The 18,627-nt window shown below is 41.0% G+C and carries 20 protein-coding genes; 7 read left to right on the top strand and 13 right to left on the bottom strand.

Annotated features, from left to right (window positions below):
• Positions 1-15 precede the first annotated feature (15 nt).
• The 5 genes from FTU65_RS02920 to FTU65_RS02900 form a co-directional block, all read right to left on the bottom strand.
• On the bottom strand, positions 16-759 hold the full coding sequence (locus tag FTU65_RS02920; RefSeq protein ID WP_373683439.1) for an amino acid ABC transporter ATP-binding protein: 744 nt from the start codon (positions 757-759) through the stop codon (positions 16-18).
• The gene (locus tag FTU65_RS02915) at positions 756-1,439 is read right to left on the bottom strand and encodes an ABC transporter permease subunit (RefSeq protein WP_078191088.1); all 684 of its coding nucleotides are present in this window, start codon (positions 1,437-1,439) and stop codon (positions 756-758) included. Before FTU65_RS02915 ends, FTU65_RS02920 begins: the two co-directional genes overlap by 4 nt.
• Complete coding sequence (locus tag FTU65_RS02910; RefSeq protein ID WP_078191087.1) at positions 1,439-2,182, bottom strand: amino acid ABC transporter permease; 744 nt, start codon at positions 2,180-2,182, stop codon at positions 1,439-1,441. The genes FTU65_RS02915 and FTU65_RS02910 overlap by 1 nt, the downstream gene beginning before the upstream one ends.
• A gap of 70 nt (positions 2,183-2,252) precedes the next feature.
• Positions 2,253-3,200: a transporter substrate-binding domain-containing protein gene (locus FTU65_RS02905; protein WP_180004747.1), complete on the bottom strand. Its 948-nt coding sequence runs from the start codon at positions 3,198-3,200 to the stop codon at positions 2,253-2,255.
• Positions 3,201-3,537: 337 nt separating this feature from the next.
• Positions 3,538-3,960 carry a hypothetical protein gene (locus FTU65_RS02900; protein WP_078191199.1) on the bottom strand — a complete coding sequence of 141 codons (423 nt, stop codon included), beginning with the start codon at positions 3,958-3,960 and terminating at the stop codon, positions 3,538-3,540.
• Positions 3,961-4,309: 349 nt separating this feature from the next.
• On the opposite strand from FTU65_RS02900, the gene FTU65_RS02895 reads away from it, so the two are divergent.
• The 4 genes from FTU65_RS02895 to FTU65_RS02880 all read left to right on the top strand — a co-directional run bounded on the left by FTU65_RS02895 (position 4,310) and on the right by FTU65_RS02880 (position 7,179).
• A complete protein-coding gene (locus FTU65_RS02895; protein ID WP_078191085.1) occupies positions 4,310-4,588 on the top strand; it encodes a hypothetical protein in 279 nt (92 codons plus the stop codon).
• Between the two features lie 274 nt (positions 4,589-4,862).
• Positions 4,863-6,641: a mechanosensitive ion channel gene (locus tag FTU65_RS02890; protein WP_180066336.1), complete on the top strand. Its 1,779-nt coding sequence runs from the start codon at positions 4,863-4,865 to the stop codon at positions 6,639-6,641.
• A gap of 69 nt (positions 6,642-6,710) precedes the next feature.
• A complete protein-coding gene (locus FTU65_RS02885) occupies positions 6,711-6,893 on the top strand; it encodes a hypothetical protein (protein ID WP_180066334.1) in 183 nt (60 codons plus the stop codon).
• A 124-nt stretch (positions 6,894-7,017) separates the two neighbouring features.
• Entirely contained in the window at positions 7,018-7,179 is a 162-nt protein-coding gene (locus FTU65_RS02880; RefSeq protein ID WP_180066332.1) for a hypothetical protein, read from the top strand.
• A 92-nt stretch (positions 7,180-7,271) separates the two neighbouring features.
• Here FTU65_RS02880 and FTU65_RS02875 read toward each other — a convergent pair whose 3' ends face one another.
• The 5 genes from FTU65_RS02875 to FTU65_RS02855 all read right to left on the bottom strand — a co-directional run bounded on the left by FTU65_RS02875 (position 7,272) and on the right by FTU65_RS02855 (position 12,911).
• On the bottom strand, positions 7,272-8,471 hold the full coding sequence (locus FTU65_RS02875) for an NAD(P)/FAD-dependent oxidoreductase (protein WP_180025848.1): 1,200 nt from the start codon (positions 8,469-8,471) through the stop codon (positions 7,272-7,274).
• A 33-nt stretch (positions 8,472-8,504) separates the two neighbouring features.
• Positions 8,505-9,395, bottom strand: coding sequence for a 1-aminocyclopropane-1-carboxylate deaminase/D-cysteine desulfhydrase (locus tag FTU65_RS02870; RefSeq protein WP_180025847.1), 891 nt, complete (start codon positions 9,393-9,395; stop codon positions 8,505-8,507).
• Positions 9,396-9,525: 130 nt separating this feature from the next.
• Positions 9,526-10,644, bottom strand: coding sequence for an HlyD family secretion protein (locus tag FTU65_RS02865; protein ID WP_180007511.1), 1,119 nt, complete (start codon positions 10,642-10,644; stop codon positions 9,526-9,528).
• A 62-nt stretch (positions 10,645-10,706) separates the two neighbouring features.
• Positions 10,707-12,356 (bottom strand): MFS transporter, encoded by a 1,650-nt coding sequence (locus FTU65_RS02860; protein WP_180064940.1) that lies wholly within the window; start codon positions 12,354-12,356, stop codon positions 10,707-10,709.
• A gap of 6 nt (positions 12,357-12,362) precedes the next feature.
• Complete coding sequence (locus FTU65_RS02855; RefSeq protein WP_180064939.1) at positions 12,363-12,911, bottom strand: TetR/AcrR family transcriptional regulator; 549 nt, start codon at positions 12,909-12,911, stop codon at positions 12,363-12,365.
• A gap of 307 nt (positions 12,912-13,218) precedes the next feature.
• Here FTU65_RS02855 and FTU65_RS02850 point away from each other — a divergent pair, with 307 nt between their 5' ends.
• The gene (locus tag FTU65_RS02850) at positions 13,219-13,422 is read left to right on the top strand and encodes an NF038215 family lipoprotein (protein ID WP_180004753.1); all 204 of its coding nucleotides are present in this window, start codon (positions 13,219-13,221) and stop codon (positions 13,420-13,422) included.
• Positions 13,423-13,660: 238 nt separating this feature from the next.
• On the opposite strand, the gene FTU65_RS02845 is transcribed toward FTU65_RS02850, so the two are convergent.
• Entirely contained in the window at positions 13,661-14,119 is a 459-nt protein-coding gene (locus FTU65_RS02845; RefSeq protein WP_180004754.1) for a DIP1984 family protein, read from the bottom strand.
• Positions 14,120-14,290: 171 nt separating this feature from the next.
• Between FTU65_RS02845 and FTU65_RS02840 the strand changes: the two genes are divergently transcribed.
• Positions 14,291-14,914 (top strand): LysE family translocator, encoded by a 624-nt coding sequence (locus FTU65_RS02840; protein WP_078192408.1) that lies wholly within the window; start codon positions 14,291-14,293, stop codon positions 14,912-14,914.
• 49 nt (positions 14,915-14,963) lie between these two features.
• Here the strand turns inward: FTU65_RS02840 and FTU65_RS02835 are convergent, their stop codons facing one another.
• On the bottom strand, positions 14,964-15,320 hold the full coding sequence (locus FTU65_RS02835) for a hypothetical protein (protein ID WP_067764607.1): 357 nt from the start codon (positions 15,318-15,320) through the stop codon (positions 14,964-14,966).
• 334 nt (positions 15,321-15,654) lie between these two features.
• Here FTU65_RS02835 and FTU65_RS02830 point away from each other — a divergent pair, with 334 nt between their 5' ends.
• Entirely contained in the window at positions 15,655-16,437 is a 783-nt protein-coding gene (locus FTU65_RS02830) for a restriction endonuclease (protein WP_180066330.1), read from the top strand.
• A 116-nt stretch (positions 16,438-16,553) separates the two neighbouring features.
• Here FTU65_RS02830 and metG read toward each other — a convergent pair whose 3' ends face one another.
• Positions 16,554-18,611, bottom strand: coding sequence for a methionine--tRNA ligase (gene metG / locus FTU65_RS02825; protein WP_180004973.1), 2,058 nt, complete (start codon positions 18,609-18,611; stop codon positions 16,554-16,556).
• Between the last annotated feature and the right edge of the window lie 16 nt (positions 18,612-18,627).

The following is an 18,627-nucleotide window of genomic DNA, read 5'->3' as shown; positions in this document are numbered from 1 at the left end:
ATAAACGTTTTGATGTTAATGCAGAATTTTATTTAAGAACTGCTGCGCTCGTTCACCACGAGGGGCATTAAAGAAATCATCTTTACTGCAGTCTTCCATAATTTTTCCTTGATCCATAAAGATCACACGGTCCGCAACCTGACGCGCAAAGCCCATCTCATGGGTTACACACATCATGGTCATACCTTCTTTGGCAAGACCGACCATCACATCAAGCACTTCGTTAATCATCTCTGGATCAAGTGCCGAAGTCGGCTCATCAAACAACATGGCAATCGGGTCCATACTGAGCGCACGTGCAATCGCAACACGTTGTTGTTGTCCACCTGATAACTGTGCAGGGAATTTAGCGGCATGCGCACTTAAACCCACACGATCTAAATAAGCCAAGCCTTTTTTCTTGGCTTCGGCTTCTGATCGGCCCAAGACTTTAACCTGCGCAATGGTCAGGTTTTCTGTAATGGATAAATGTGGAAACAGTTCAAAGTGCTGGAACACCATACCAACACGACTACGCAATTTATTTAAATCGGTTTTTGGGTCATTAATGGAAATACCGTCGACCAAAATCGTACCGGCTTGAAAAGGCTCAAGTCCATTGACGGTTTTAATGAGTGTTGATTTACCAGAACCTGAAGGCCCACACACCACAACCACTTCACCTTGTTTAATTTGAGTCGTGCAATCGGTAAGCACTTGAAAATCTTTATACCATTTACTGACATTTTGGAGGTCAATCATCGTTTTTTGATCGGTCATACACTTAACCTCCGTTGTAATTTTTTAACTGCATAGGTGGCGATCATACTAATAGTGAAATACACCAAACCGGCAAACAGAATGTATTGAGTTAACAATGACATGAGGTCGCCTCGAACATAGTTGGTGCGGAAAAAGTCTAACAGTCCGATGGCATAAACCATGGTTGAATCTTGGAACAGAATGATGGTTTGCTGTAAAAGCAGTGGCGTCATTTTGCGAAAAGATTGCGGCAAAATAATTAAGCGCATTGCTTGGCTATAGCTCATACCGAGAGCATAAGCTGCAGAAGTTTGACCTTTAGGAATTGATTGAATCCCGGCACGGACAATCTCTGAAAAGTAAGCAGCTTCAAATAGCATGAAGGCCACGATACTCGAAACGAGGGCAGTATCAATCGTTAGATAGTTACCTGTGATCCCTGTGTAGATAAAGGGTACTGCAAAGTAGAACCACATCAGCACCAAGAGCAAAGGAATAGAACGAAAGAGGTTCACATAGCCTTTAGCAAAAATATTAAAAGCCTTAATCGAGGACAGGCGCATCAACGCCAATAAAGTCCCAATAAAGACACCACCAATGGTTGCCGTGATCACCACTTTGAGTGTGATGCTGAAACCATGCCATAGTGCAGGGCCAGACGCTTGGAGGTCTTGAATAAAAGAACTGAGCCATTCCATTATTTATCTCCTGCAATTAAGCCAGGAACGCGTAGGCGTTTTTCCAGAAAATTCATGAAACCAATTAAACAGATGTTGATCACGATGAAAATAATGGTGACGTAGGTATAAATTTCGATGGTGTTTTGCGTGTATTCACTGATGGTTTTCATCTGTGAAATGATTTCTGCAACACCGACCAAAGACGCAACTGAGGTGTTTTTGACACAGTTGGTCAACTCAGAGCTGAGAGGTGGCAAAATCGTGCGGAATGACTGCGGTAAGATCACATAGCGGTATAGTTGAGCCGTGCTAAATCCCATGGCATAACCTGCATTGGTTTGCCCCAAAGGAAGCGCTTCAATACCAGTCCTGACTTGCTCACAGACCCGTGCAGCTGTAAAAAGACCCAAGCCGACACTTGCGGAAATTAAGGCGGTCGTATTTGCCCCAAGGTCATTCATCCACCAGCTTTTAATCGCAGCAGGGAGGAAGTTAGGTACAACATAGAACCAAATAAACAGTTGAATCAATAAGGGTACATTTCGGAAAATAGTTACGTAGGCCGTACCAATACCTCGTGCTACAGGACTCGGTAGGGTACGCATAATACCCAAGATGCTGCCGAGCACCATCGCAATGCTCCATGCCACCAAAGCGATGACAAACAGCCAGCCGATTCCAATTAAAATCCAATTCAGGTAGGTCGAATCACCTACACCAGTAGATTGGAACAGCACACCCCAATTCCAGCTATAATTCATAGGAACTCCCTATAATGAGCTTAAGCCAAAATCCGTTTGGCTTAAGCATCTTTAGAATGTTTAGGGAAAGTTATTCGTCACGGTCATGTGGATTGCTAATCAATGCTTTTAATTGATCAGACATCGGGAAATTCAAATTGATATTTTTTGGTGGAATTGGCGTTTGGAACCATTTTTTATACATGTCATTGATTTCACCAGAGCTATAGGTCGCTTTGATTGCATCATCAACCACTTGTTTAAAGCCAGTATCGCCTTTACGTAGCATACAACCATAAATTTCTTGAATCGGTGCTGTACCCACGATTTCCCATTTATTTGGATCTTTGGCTTTCGATTTTTCACCCGCCAGCAAAATATCATCCATCATAAATGCCGCTGCACGACCATTTTGTAGCATGAGGAAAGACTCAGCGTGGTCTTTGGCAGAAATGACTTCACCAATACCTAACTCTTTTTCATGTTGACGAATATAACGCTCAGATGTCGTTCCTGCCGTGGTGACTAATTTTTTACCTTTAAGGTCAGCGAAGTCTTTAATCCCAGAGTCTTTTGCAGTAAGTAAGCGTGAACCCACTTCAAAGAAACCTGTTGAGAAATCAACTTGTTGTTGGCGTTCTTTATTGTTGGTGGTTGAACCACACTCTAAGTCGACGGTGCCATTAGAAACCAATGGAATTCGGTTTTGGCTGGTCACTAAGTTATAACGGATTTTTAAATCGGGAAGATTTAATTGTTTTTTTACTGCTTCAACTACTTTTAATTGAAGATCATGCGCATAACCCACAGGTTGGTTTGGATTATCTGCGATATATGAAAATGGAATCGATGAATCGCGATAGCCTAAAACAATCGTGCCCGATTTTTTGATCTTATCTAAAGTCCCTGAGTCAGAAACAGCAGCTTCACTTCCTGCAGCTTTATCCGTTGTAGGTGCTTTATTGTCACTACATGCGCTAAGCCCTAAAGTGAGCGCACTTGCACAGAACAAAGTTGCTAAATGTTTTTTTGACGTCATCGTTAAAACTCCTTTTACCCTGATTTAATATCCACTTTTTATGATCTTGTTACGTATTTAGTTTTATTGCTCTGTTTTTAAGAATGTTTCAACAATAAAAAAGAGATCATTTTCTACATCTTAGGTGATAAATCGAACAAGGCTCAAGCAAAATTTATTGCCGAATTGTTACTAAGAAATGGGATACGTTATGAAGATTTTTTATAAGTAAATTTGTTGTAAGTTGTTGAATATCATTTAAATTAATTTGATTGTGAAATAAATCATTAAAATAAAAGGGCATAAAAAAACCTCCAAATGGAGGTTTTCGGGATTAAACTTTAGTTTAATCTCCGTGTTAATGCACAAACATATCCATAAATTCACGAATTTCTTGAATCGCTGTGTCTACGTCGGAAGTCAACCAAGTCGGTTCAAAAAAGCCAGCATAATGCTCCAGTCGATCTTGGGGAACAACTAAGCGAATCGGGCATTCTTCTTCGAGCAAGCGCCAAGGAATAATAGGCACTTCATTATCTAAAAAAGCCGCAATATTTCGAATATCAATCACCATCGCATTGATGCATTCAGGGAATGGCATCACTGAAAACTCTTCAGTACGTCGGCGGAAATATTCCAAATCACCCCATTTCAACACATAACTTGGCTTACTAAATTCAATAATGCCAATAAGATGCTGATCACGAGTGTAATGAAGGGAACATTGATGAGTGACGTCAGTGTCAAGATCAAGCGTTACACCTTGTTGATGGTACGCCATAGATTTGATAACAGGTGAAAAATAAGGTGCATGATTATAGCTCATTTCATCCATCAAAAGCAGAGAATTCCATCTAGCTCAAAAAAAGCATTTATTATCGCAACACTTCTCACGCTGTAAATAAATACGATTGAAATGGTGCATTCAGTTCATTGTCCGATATTTATACCTTAGCGATTGATTTTAAATCTAAAAATAAGTCATCTATCTAAACAGTAACACGGAAATAAATTGAATTGATCTTTCAAGTTACATGTTTTCACGGATTGTAATTGTTCTTCACACAACAAAGGATATTGTATTGCTAGTATAAAAAGTGAACGACGAACAACAAAATAGCGAGGGGAATATGACACACGATTTTAATAAACCGCCCCATACCACCAGCGCAGAAGAAACAACACAAAAAAAACGTATCCCAGTGTATATGCTAATTTTAGTGGGTATCTTCTTAATCGCGTTATTATTTTATATGTTTGCAGATATGAAACCGTCTGCTTCGGATGCACCACCTGATCATCCTGCACCGAATGCACAAACTGCAACTGCCAATGATACGACTAGCGGTACAGCGGGGGATGAAGCTGTTGCCAATGATTCAAATACAGCAACTGCGACAGATCATTGATGATAAATACATGAGACAGATTTACATGATTGCAAGATCTGAACCTTAAGCATCTCATCAGAATGACACAAATAAAGCCTTGGTTATGCCAAGGCTTTTTTACATTCAATTGTGAGCTTTTGTTGGAGTTATGCATACTTTGGTTGATTAAAAAATACGCAAAAACTAAGGTGGAAAAGAAAGCTCAAGTTTAAAGCACCAATGCTGTGTGATATCGCGGCATACGTAAAAATGCACATAACAACAGATCATGTATAACAATGAGGGCGAACGTATGAATGATTATCTGGGTGGTCCGCGTGGCCGTTTTGATGCCATGTATTATTGGGAACAGTTTCACCCCATTTTAAGTGCAGTAGCAATTCTCCTGATTGGTTGGGTCATTGCTTTATTGATTGCTGCTGGCGTCAAAAAAGTTCTGCAACAATTAGGTACAAATCAAAAACTTTCAAATGCAACTGGGCACCGTTCCAATGTTGAAAATATAGTCTCCAGAGTAGTGTTCTGGATTATTTTGATCATTGCCGTCATTGGTGCGCTCAATGTGCTGAATTTGACCAGTGTCAGTGGCCCATTCAGTAATATGATTCAGCAGTTCTTGTTATTTATTCCACAGCTCTTGGCTGCGGTAGCCGTGGGTTTTATTGGTTGGATCGTGGCGAGTTTGGTCAAAGTCGGTTCAAAAAAACTGCTTGATAAAACCCAACTCGATGAAAAACTTAGTTCTGAGGTTGGCGTCAGCCCTATCAGTCAAAATATCAGTGAAATTGTATATTGGCTGATTTTGTTACTTTTCCTACCGATTGTTTTATCGATCTTGGGTTTGAACGGTCTATTGTTCCCAATCCAAAATATGGTCACTGAAGTTGTTTCTTATCTTCCCAATATCTTTATTGCCGGTGTCATCGTCTTTGTGGGTTATATTTTGGCGAAGATTGTGCGAGGTATCGTGGAAGGCTTGGTGAACAGTTTGAGTTTGCAGCAGCAAGTCGAAAAAGTGGGCATGTTTAAAAACGCAAAACTTGCTCAAGTTTTGGGTAATTTTGTCTTTGCTATAGTCATTATCACTGCATTAATTGTGGCTTTCGAAGCACTTGGTATCGAGGCGATTTCTCAGCCTGCAACAGCCATGTTACATGAGATCATGTATGCGATACCGAACATCATTGCCGCAGGTTTAATCTTAATCTTGGCCTATGTGGTGTCACGCTTTGTAGCGCGTCTAGTTGTGGATGTGATCTCGGGTACAGGTGTTGATGCTGTACCAGAAAAATTAGACATACAACGCTTTTTGGGCAAAACCAAAGTGTCGGATGTTGTCGGTTGCCTCATTGTATTTTTCACAATGTTGTTTGCGGTATCTGAAGCTGCTAACCGTTTAGGCTTTGAGCAAATCAGTGCCTTGATTGCCATGTTTATCCAGTTCGGTGCAAGTATTTTACTTGGTGCTGTAATCTTGGTGGTGGGTTTCTGGCTTGCCAATATTGTGGCAAATGTGGTGCAACGAGGGGAATATAACAGTTCACGTTGGTTAGGTAATTTGGTCCGTGTGCTGATTATGGGCTTGGTTGTAGCCATGGGCTTGCGTGCCATGGGTATTGCCGACTCGATCGTGAATTTGGCCTTTGGTTTAACGCTTGGTGCGGTTGCAGTTGCTTTCGCTTTGGCCTTTGGTTTAGGTGGTCGCAATCCGGCGGAACGATTGTTATCAGATCTTATCGATAAAGCGAAACGTGAAGCCAACGAACCGAATCCAGTACAGGAACAGGCGAAGGCAAAAACCACCTTTAATACGCCTACATCGTCTGTAGCGAGTCCAACGCCATCAACATCTGTGATGACTTCTGAAGTGAAAATCGACGATGGCTATCCAAACATTCAACAGGCTGCACCCGGCGTCAGTGAAAAAGAAACGGCCACGCCAGATCAGTTGGATGTAAACCCAAGTGATCAACCACAAAATAATCCATTTGGATCGACAGGCGAGGCTGAAAAACAGGTCGATGCACCTTCGGCACCTGTAACTCCGCCAAAACCGGATGACCCTAATTAACCTGTTCCGTCTTTAGAAAATCGGCCACGCTTAAGTGGTCGATTTTAATGCTCTATTAAGGAATATTGTATGGCAAAAGCACCGAATAAATTTTTAGCCCCAGTGATTATTGCAGGGATCACGGTGGGTTTTTTGGCAAGCGCACGACGCTTTATTTTTGCAAAATCAAAACGCACTAATTTGGAGCATGCAGAACAATCACCGCCAAACAGTGAAAAAAATTATACCAATCAGTCCAAAAATAATGATTGAAATTTACTCGAAAATTGGTATTTTAAGTAATAGTGATATATAGAATATTACTTAAAATATAAAAACTTAGGATTCATATTGCTGTCATGAATGACACTTATGATCCTTGCAAAGGAATGGCAAAATGGGGGTAATTTCAATGCTCAATACTTTAGTATCGACACTCAAACAAACCGCAAGCGTGCAACCACAACATATTTCAGTTGCCGTTGAAAAAATGGATCTGACAATTCAACGAACTTCGTCGTCGTCAGTATCATTATTTAAAACCGACTATCTTGAATAAGTCAGATCGGGCATAAAAAAAGGGCTGAATGAATCAGCCTTTTTTATGCAGAGATCATCTGCAGATTATGATTAATTCATTCTATGTCGAGATCAGACGTATTCAGAAGCCGCATGTGCAGAAGCCCATGCCCATTGGAAATTGTATCCACCTAAATGACCCGTTACATCGAGCACTTCGCCAATAAAGTACAAGCCTTTCTGTTTTTTACTTTCCATGGTTTTTGATGAGACTTCAGTGGTATCCACACCACCGAGTGTAACTTCAGCAGTACGGTAACCTTCAGTGCCTGATGGCTTCACTTCAAAGCTTTCTAAACGGCTTGCAATAAGTTCTAGTTTTTCATCACTAATATTGCCAATGGCTAATTCAGCTTGTTCAGGCCAAATCAGATTTTGTAATTCTATAACTACACTTTTCGGTAAGTGTTCATTGAACAGTGTACGCAGTAACACTTTGGGTTGACTAGATTTCTTAGATTTGAGGAAATCTAAAACATCTAAAGCTGGAAGGAAATTGATATTAAAGCGTTGGCCGACATCCCAGTAGTTTGAAAGCTGCAATGAGCTTGGGCCACTTAAACCACGGTGAGTAAAGAGTAGAGCCTCAGTAAAACTGTTTAACTCATTCGATAACGTGGCTTCAACAGCATTGCCGCTCAAGCGTGTGGTGACTTCTTTAAAACTATCGGAGAAAGTGAAGGGTACTAAGCCAGCGCGAGTGGGGTAGACAGAATGACCAAATTGTTTGGCAATCTCATAGCCAATTCCTGAACCACCTAAAGTAGGAATAGAAAGACCGCCACTGGCAATAACCACCGATTCTGCTTCAAAATAGCCTAGATTGGTTGCCACTTGAAAGCCTTGTTCTGGCAAGGCATTGACTGCTTTTACTTCACAGTTGGTTTTAATATCCACCAAGCCTGTTTTGTCACATTCTGCCAATAGCATGGCGAGAATTTCTTTTGCACCATTTTGGGTAAATAACTGCCCATGTTTGCGCTCTTCGTACTCAATGCCATATTCGCAGACCATACCAATGAAGTCCCAGTTGGTATAGCGAGTTAATGCTGAAATAACAAAGTGCGGATTATGTGAAATATAATTTTCTGGTTCGACATATAAATTGGTGAAATTGCATTTACCGCCGCCAGACATTAGGATTTTTTTGCCAACTTTATTAGCTTTTTCAACCACCAAAACTTTGCGTCCACGCTGCGCCGCTTTAAATGCCGTCATTAAGCCTGATGCGCCAGCACCTAAAACAAGGACATCATATTGATTTTGCGACATGGTAAGTTTCCGCGTGGAAGAAAGGACGCAGGATTATACGCTTTTTAGCGCTTCGGTTGAACCTTTCAGGCGACCTTGTAGGCCACCAGTATGAATCACTAAAACACGTTGATGGCTTGTAATTTGACCCCGCTCAATCATGCAGAAAATACCTCGCAGCATTTTAGCCGTATAGACCTGTTCTAATGGAATCGCATAGCGTTGCTCAAAGTCATGCATAAACTGTAAAAGTTCCGGCGTTGTTTTGGCATAGCCACCACAGCAAAATTCATCACTGATGCTCCAATTGGTTTTCTGCGTCAGCTGAGCAACATCGTCGCAAAGAAAATTGCCTTTGAGCGCTGAAAAGCCAAGAACATGTTGATGTTCAGCACTGGCTTCAATCAAGCCCGTTATGGTTCCACCTGTACCGACTGCACAGCAGATGAGATCAAAATTTTTTTGATTTTCATGGCTTAAGATTTCTCTACAGCCACGGATAGCCAATGCATTGGTTCCACCTTCAGGAATGACATAATGTTCGGGAAATTCCTGTCGTAATTGCGCTAAAGCGTCTGCTTGTTTCTGTTCTCGATACTGTTGGCGTGTGACAAAACTGAGCTGCATACCAAACTGTTCGGCGGTGGCTAAAGTAGGATTTCGGGCTTGATGTTGTAATTCTTCTCCACGAATGATGCCTAGACTACCGAATCCAAATAAATGTGCAGCATATGCTGTGGCTGCAATGTGATTTGAATAAGCACCGCCAAAGCTAAGCACCTGTTTAAACCCTAATTTCTGCGCCTCAATAAAATTATATTTGAGTTTATAAAATTTATTGCCTGATATTTGTGGGTGTACCAAGTCCAAACGCTTAATACACAAATCAACCCCTTGATATTGAATAGTCTGCTCAGGAATGGCGTGGGCGATAGATTCAAACATGTTGGTAATCGTTATCTTGGTGGTTAGAGGTCAAATAGGTAGGCATTGTAAAACGGTAGGTGCGGAAGATGAAATCCTTTACATCTTGTTCAGCTCAACTTTACTTAATGCACTTCACTACCAGCATCCGCTAACTAGCAACATCAACAGAGGTCACGACAGACATACCGGGTCTTAAGTTTTCCAAACCTTGTTGATTGGGATCAATCGCAATTTTCACGGCAATGCGTTGCACGACTTTGGTGAAATTTCCTGTGGCATTGTCAGGTTTCAATACACTAAATTCAGAACCAGCCGCAGGGGAGATTTGCTCAACTTTGCCGTAAAATTTTTGATGTTTCATGCCATCGACGCTGAACCACGCTTTTTGACCAATATGCATATCTGCAATTTGCGTTTCTTTAAAGTTGGCAGTCACCCAGCGCTGCTGTGGAATCAAATACATCAGTTGAGTGCCTGCCGCAACATATTGACCAATACGCGGGCTGACTTCGCCAAGTTGACCATCCATAGGTGCCACAATCGTGCTGTAGTCTTTGGTGGTCACTGCCTGATCAAATTGTGCTTTAGCACTATTCACTTGCGCTTTAAGCCCTGTCGCTGCAACTTGTGCAGTTTTGAATGATTCTTTGGCAACCAGTAAATTGGCTTCTGCTTGATGAAGTTGGGCCAAACTATTTTTAGCGTCTGCAATCGCTTTATCTTGTTCTGATTTCGATGCAGCGCCAGTATTGCCGAGTTGTTGGTAGCGCGTCATTTGTGCAAGAGCTAATTCATAGGCCGCACGTGATTGGTCCACTTTCGCTTCGGCTGCCGTAATATCTGCTCTGCGTTGTTCAATGGCCTGGCTTTGATTGGCAAGTGAGTTCTGTGCTTGTTCCACCCCAGATTCAGCCTGTGTGACTTTTTGATCATAGGTCGTTGCATCGATATGCATAAGCACTTGACCTTTTTTCACATGATCAAAATCCGTCACCAAAACATCTTTCACATAACCATTAATTTGTGATGAAAGCACCGTGGTTTTGCCTTTGACATAGCTATTTTCAGTCGACTCGATACTGTTATGAAATGGACCAATCCGCCACGCCCATAAGATCAGTGCAATCCCCAACAAGAGGATAATCAACATGAAAACCAGGGTACGCTGCGGCGTAGAAATAAGCTTGCTCGATGGCGCAGGCATAGCGGTTGCTGTTTGTGGTTGCTGCGGTGCTGCTTGCTCAGTGGGTTTATGGTCTTCGGTCATGTTGTTCTCAATATCAATTAGGTCATTGGGCGGTTGCTTATGTTGTTTAAGTCGGGAAAATTTTAACTACTATCCGTGCGTTGCTGTTGGCGTAATTGATATTTATTTTTGCCCATCAGCAATAAACCCCAAAGCAACAATAAAACGGCGAATATGCCATTTAAAAAAATCACATCGTTATAGGCTCGAACTTGGGCTTCTCGAGTGATGGTTTGATTAAGGCTACGTATGGCTTGTTGTTGGTCTAAATTGGGGTCTAAAGAATATTGATGCGCACTTTGCGCCAATTGTTGTAGGCGCTGTTCGACTATAGGGGAGGTTTTCGATAAATCATTATAAATCTGTGCCTGATAGGTTTGAGTACGCATTTGCTGATAGGTCGAAAAGAACGATGATCCGACCAGTCCCCCAAAGGTCTGTGTCGCAGAAAACAGCACGATAAACGTCACCATGTGCGATGGGCCTTTTTGCAAAGCACTGACAATGCCTGTAAGCAAAAGTGGGCCAATAAACATGCCACTAGCAAAGCCCACCAAAAACTGACTCCAATAAAAATCATGCGGTCGTACATCACTGGTCAGGTGGTAATCCAGTGCACAGGCAAAGAGCACGAGACCTGCTGCACCGAGCAGATGAAGCACAATTTTTTCTTTGGAAAAGGTCAGGGCACTAAACACTGTGCCTAAGACAATCCCAATCAGCACGACGGTATAAAAAGAAACGAATTGGTCGGGTCCCATGCCCATGGTTTTCAAAAAATTCACTGCCGCATAGCTTTGTTCAGACATGAGAAAGCGAATGGCAAAGGCACCAATAATAAAACTCACGGTAGACGATGTTCCGAGCCAGCGTGTGACAATAAGGGGGTTGACCCGAAAATGTTCATAGGTCAGACCAACAACTAAAAGAATCAAAGCGGCGATGAGTAAATAGGCCAACCATTCAGCTTCAAACCACCAAAGAATCGGGCCTTGAGTCAACACGATACATAGCAACGCAAAGCCGGGTGCCAATAATGCAAAGGTGAATAAATCTTGCTTTTCAAACACTTCGATACGTAGACTGCGTGGCAGTTTTAGAGAGACCACCATCGCCAAACAACATAAGGCTAGACCTAATTCAAAGGTGTAAAAAATAGACCAATCATTTACATCGACCAGATAGGGCGACATGATCCATGCCAGCGGTATCCCCAACTGCTGAAAGCCTAAAGCTAGATAAAGCCCACGACCAAAATGAGCACGTTTAAAGGCTTGCATGATGTAATACATCCCAAGCGAACTGAGTGGAGCTGCAAGTAAGCCACTGATCACCCGTGCAAAAATTGCCATTTCATAGGTATGGACAAATAAATGCAGCACCATCACCGCGATAAATAATACCAAGCCAATTTCTGAAAATAGCCTAAGTCCATATTGTTGGCGGGCTTTAAATAAGATCAGGTTAGAGCTGACATTGGCCATAACAAATGCCGCAGGGATCCATGCCGCTTCTGAAGGCGTTAATCCATATTCACCTTGTAGAAGGGGTAAATTTGCCGTGATAAATCCATTACTTAAACTCCCCGAGATCGCAACAAATAAACCGATAAAGAAGTATAAAAAACGCTTATAGGTGGGATGTGCAATGGCAGCCGGAGAGCCGGGCAAAGTCGGTTTTTCTTCGGGTGTCCAATCCGGAGCAGGTTCCAATAAACGCGGTGATTTGGACATGACGTGTTACCCGCAAATACCATGTAGTAAAAATTCCACGGCACGTTTGGCGAGTTTTTCCTGATCTGCCTCGGTATGGCCTTGCAAAGCTGCACGTAAAATGGAGGTGACCATGGCATAGTCTGCCGGTTTAAAGTCTACTCGGCAGCGACCATTTTGAATGGCCTGATCAATCATCGGTTGCAAAATGGCATCACGTCGTTGGTATATTTCAACCATGGCAGGATCATCCCGATCGATCACACGCCAATATTCCATTAAAGCCGTGAGATAGGGAATATTATAAATATGGTCTTGAATGAGGCGAATAAATCCATCATCGAACTGTGCATAATTAAGCGCACGCTGTTCAAGTCGGTTCAAGGCAGCTTGCATTAAGGCGAGTACCAACTCACGACGGTCATTAAAATTACGATAAAACGTCGCACGTCCAACTTGAGCCTGATTGATGATGAGTTGTAAAGGCGCATTGATCCCGTGAATACGGAATACCTCAATCGCAGCTTCTAAAAGCACTTCTCGGTTTTGCGCAGCGAGTTGTTGACGTGTGGACATTATTCTTTGACATCATCATTCTAAATTTATCTAGCTATTAAACGGACAAAAGTGTCCGAAGTAAAATCGTATTCGATAGCAGTTTTGTAACTTGTCTTCTATGTGGTTATAAGAAAATGAATAAATTATTTATTTTAAAAAGAAAATATTTTTCTATCGGCATCAATCTGCATCCGCATTGGAAAGACCGCCGAGACATAATTCCTGACAATTAACCCTAAATCGGCAGATAAATAAGGTGAATATCTACACAAAAATGCTATGCTGATTTTATAAGCAAGATAATTATAAAAATGGAGGGCATCCAATGAGCAAATTAAGTCGGGCTGTGCTGCCTATGCTGTGCCTGTACAGTTTTTGGATGGTTGGCTGTGATACGACAGACGAATTGCATCGTCCTCAAAATGAACATCGCACCATGATCATTGGTGGTGTCCCTGTAAATGACCATGACTATAAATTGCCCCGTGAAGATGTTGCACTCAATGAAGCCGCTGCAGATGACGATTAGCAGATGGATCCGTAAAAAAATTAGGGTGGACATACTGTCAGTACACGGTAGTGAGACGTGACATGTAAAGAGTCACAGATGCAGTGTGCTACGTCAGATGTGTGAACATTTTGAAGTAGACGTCTTACTTCTGCAGTTTAGTTTGTTGGATTAAAGCCTTACAAACATTTAAAAAGGCTCTGTACTCGCCCAGTATGCCCGAACTGGAATGAACCGTGGTTCAAATGCTTAAATCAGGTCAATCTATCAGGTCTATTTGCCAATTGGATGCCTGAATTTCTAAGTTATTTTGTCTAAGTTGCTGACTAATGCTATCGGCCTGTTTCTGTAAATCTGCCACTGCAATGGTTTTAATCCAACGGATTTCACTCGAGCTATAACGACCATTTTCACGGCGTGAGCTGTCAATCGCTTGTTGCAAGATACGATGCTGTTGGGTCAATAAATCACGTTCATTGAGCACTGAAAGCACGGAGCGTCCAGAACTGGTTTTAGCCTGTGCATTGGTGGCGTGAATCTTTTCAATTAAGCCATAAAGTTCTGTATTTACGGCAAATGCTTCTTGAATTAAAGCATTCGGTTCTTCGCTAGGTGCATCACCTTCTTGAATGAGCACGTTGTTATTGATTCGTTGTTGCAGCGACGCCAATTTTGTTTGTAAGTCACTGCGTAAAAGTAGGGCTTCGGCTAATTTCATTGTCTTGATATTAATTTGTACTTTTAGCGATCATGCGATGGATTAATGCAGTATTCAAGTTATTTATAGTGAAAAATTTGGTCAATTAAAATAAACACTGCAAATTATAGGGAGAAATTCAGAGATTCTATCTGTAAAATTGCCACGAATTTAAGTGAAAACGGTGTGACAGTGGAATCATTTTGGATATTAGGCTCGATTGCGGCAGCACTATTACTTGGTGCAATGAGCCCGGGGCCAACGTCAATTTATGTGGCGAAGAATTCCATTGCGATTTCACGTAAACACGGTTTATTTACTGCACTTGGTACAGGATTGGGCGCTGCAATATTTGGGCTTTTAGCGGTATTGGGTTTGCAGGCATTTTTATTGGCTGTACCTTCCGCATATTTGGCTTTAAAAATTTGTGGTGGTTTATACCTGCTTTGGATGGCATTTAAAATTATAAAACATGCCAAAGAACCGATTGAAGCTGGTGATGCCAGCAGCTCGCAGATGTCACTCCGTCGTGCCTTTACGACTGGTTTAATTACCCAGTTGTCGAATCCGAAAATTGCAATTGTATTAGCCAGTATTTTTACGGCACTTTTACCGAAAGACATTCCGACGTATTTTTACTTTGTACTGCCAGTTTTGTGTTTCTTTATCGATGCAGGGTGGTGCTCATTGGTCGCTGTAGCTTTGTCAGCAGAAAAACCACGTAAAGTCTATTTGAAGTTTAAAGCGGGTTTTGATCGGGCAGCTGGGGCAGTGATGACAGTGCTGGGTTTAAAGTTGATTTTTGGTATGAAGTGATTGAACGAAAAAAAAAAGCCTCTACGAATAGAAGCTTTTTTATGCAATTTTATTTGTTGCATTCTGGTTGTGAACGGTCAATAACTTGTGTACCTTCAACGCGATAGCCAATTTGACCAACAAGGAATGCTTGGTTTAGTTGAGTGATAACAACGTCTGAAAGTGCAACTGCACAGCGGTCTTTTTCGATAGCACGGTCAATTGCTGTTTTGAAATTTGGAATACCTAGTGGGAATAACACAACTGGTACTTTATCTTCACCAGTAACGCGCTGACCTTTTACGAATTGATTTGAGTTTAAATTATAGTTTTTTGTAGAAGCTACAGTCATATCCGCCATACGGATTGAACAGCCAGTGAAAGCCACTGTCGAAACTGCTAGTGCTGCAACCAATAATTTTTTCATGTTGTACCCCTAAGATTAATAAATTATAAAAAGCGAGCACATTTTATATAAAGATAGTGAAATATCAATAAATTAAATTTACTTTAATTTTAATAAGTAGTTTTTTTCATAGAGCGATTTGTCAATATTTTAGTTTTAGCTCTTTTTAGCATAGTGAATGCTTAAAGCTTTTAGTTGTTTGGAATGAATGGTTTCATTGGGGTCACAATGAATTTTCCCTCTCCTTTTAGGAGAGGGTTAGGGAGAGGTATATATTTGAAAGAGTTAAAATTTGTATGCGGGTTTGATTAAAAAATATAATCTATAGTAGTACATATTTAATAAATTGAAAAAAATGGCGAAAGATTGGTTTGATTTTCAGGAAAAAATAGCACAGCATTTTCGTAGTCTAGGAGTAAAGGCTGTTACCAATGAGACTATTACTGGTGTTCGAACCGAACATGATATTGATGTTTATGTTACTTCTAAATATTTAGGTACAAATATCAAATGGGTGATTGAAGCAAAATATTGGAAAACAAAAGTTCCAAAAGAAAAAGTTTTAGCCCTACGCACTATAGTCGATGATATTGGAGCAGATAAGGGTTTTATTATCTCACAAATTGGTTTCCAATCTGGTGCAATAGAGGCTACTAAAAATACAAATATTGAACTCTACACTTTAGATGAATTAATTTTTAAAACTAAAAGTTATATTCAAAATGAAATTTTAGAAACATATATTCAAAGAGCAAGGCTACTTGAAATAAGGTATTTTTCACATGAAAAATCTATACGAAAAGAATATGAATTAAGAGAAGAAATTTATGACACTCCAAAGTTCTCAGTTGCTTGGTTGTTGTTAACAATATTTGACGTATTAACAAAAGCTAAAAATAATTTGTATCCAATTGACTTAAGAACACATTTAATTGAAAAGGTTGGACATGATTTAGCTGAAGATTTTATTGAATTAGTTCAATGGTTAAACTTGAATCTTAATTGGTTGGATCAAAAGCTATTAAATGCTGAATATCAAATGATAATGGATGGTGTTTTTAAGCCATCTTTAGTTGAACTTAAAGCAGATCAAGAAGCTATATATGAATTAATTCAAAATATTAGAACTAATGAATAAAATCATCTCAAATTTATAAGAAGACCTCTCCCTAACCCTCTCCTAAAAGGAGAGGGAACTTAAAGCCAAAAAAAGCCCCTACAACGTAGAGGCTTTTTCTTATCTTAATCTAAAAATTAAGACACTTTATCACCAGCTTTAGCACCGCTTTCAGGTGAAATCACCCAAACGCCATCGCCATTACCCGCAGCTAATACCATACCGTTAGAAATACCAAAACGCATCTTACGTGGTGCAAGGTTAGCCACCATCACTACCAATTTGCCTTTTAAGTCTTCAGGTTGGTAGAACTCACGAATACCGCTAAACACGTTACGTGGCTCAGCTTCGCCGACATTTAAAGTCAATTGAAGCAGTTTGTCTGAACCTTCAACATGAGCTGCTTCTAAAACTTCAGCCACACGCAAGTCAACTTTCATAAAGTCTTCAATGCCAATAATCTCAGCTTCTCCAACTTTAGGTTCAGGTTTTTTCTCAGCTTTCTTCTCTTTTTTCTTTTCCGCTTTTGGTGCTTCAGCAGGCGCAGCTAAAGAATCTTTAGACGCATCGACCATTGCAGCAACCGCTTTCGGGTCTACACGCTGCATCAATGGTTGGAATTGAGCAATTTCATGATCCACCAAAATCGTTTTACCAGACGCAAAGTCGAAAGATTCTAATTTTAAGAAGCTTTGAACTTCTGCTGCCAAGGTAGGAAGTACTGGTGCAAGGTACACCGCCAATTGACGGAACAAGTTAATACCGACAGAACATACGTCATGAACTTGTTGTTCTTCGCCTTCAATTTTCGCTAAAGCCCAAGGCTTTTTCTCATCGATATATTGATTGGCTTTGTCAGCAAGCGCCATGATTTCACGGATGGCTGCAGAGAATTCACGTGCTTCATATTGAGCAGCGATTGATGCACCTGCATCAATAAAGCTTTGTACCAATTCAGGCTCTGCACACGTTGCAGAAAGTTTGTTATCAAACTTAGTATTGATGAATTTTGCACAACGGCTTGCGATGTTGACCACTTTACCAACAAGGTCTGAATTCACTTTCTGAACGAAATCATCAAGGTTCAAGTCAGAATCTTCAACTTTGTCAGAAAGCTTAGATGCGAAGTAGTAACGTAAGTATTCAGGGTTTAAATGCTCAAGATACGTTTCCGCTTTAATGAACGTACCGCGAGATTTAGACATCTTCTGACCGTTTACAGTCAAGAAACCGTTGACGAATAAGCTTGTTGGGGTACGGTAGTTTGCACCTTCAAGCATTGCAGGCCAAAACAACGCGTGGAAGTAAACGATGTCTTTACCAATGAAGTGATAGACCTCATTTTTAGAATCTTTTTTCCAGTAATCGTCAAAGCTTAGGTCAGGACGTTTGGTCTTGATGTAGTTTTCAAAGCTCGACATATAGCCGATTGGCGCATCAACCCAAACGTAGAAGTATTTGTTTGGCGCATCTGGAATTTCAAAACCGAAGTAAGGCGCATCACGGGAGATATCCCAATCAGATAGACCAGCTTCAAACCATTCATCGAGTTTGTTGGCAATCGACACAGGTAAACGACCTTCGTCACGTGTCCATTTTTGCAGGTATTCACCAAAGTTCGGCAGTTTAAAGAAGTAGTGATCTGAAGATTTCTCTACAGGTGTCGCACCGCTTAAAGTCGATTTTGGATTTAACAATTCAGTTGCGTTGTAAGTTGTACCACATACTTCGCATGAGTCGCCGTATTGGTCTTCCGCTTTACATTTCGGGCATGTCCCTTTAATGAAACGATCCGACAAGAACATTGCTTTTTCAGGGTCAAACAATTGCGTCACAGGGCGTACAGCAATGTTGTCCGCTTCACGGTTCTTAATGTAAATCTCTGAAGCGCGTGCTTGGTTTTCAGGGCTATTAGTTGAGTCGTAATGGTCAAAGTCAACTCTAAAGCCAGCAAAGTCACGTTCATGTTCTTTTTGCACATTGGCAATTTGCTGTTCAGGCGAAATACCATTGGCTTCCGCACGTAGCATAATCGCTGTGCCGTGAGCATCATCCGCACATACATAAGTCACGTTATGACCCATTGCACGCATGGCACGAACCCAAATATCAGCTTGGATATAACCGAGTAAATGACCCATATGAATTGGGCCATTCGCGTATGGAAGGGCGTTAGTAACTAAAATATTACGCACGGATATGACTCTCTCA

The sequence above is a fragment of the Acinetobacter sp. YH12129 genome (assembly GCF_013418685.1).
GTDB lineage: Bacteria > Pseudomonadota > Gammaproteobacteria > Pseudomonadales > Moraxellaceae > Acinetobacter > Acinetobacter amyesii.
Note: the sequence above shows the minus strand (reverse complement) of the source record. Positions and strands in the feature narration are given on the sequence as shown.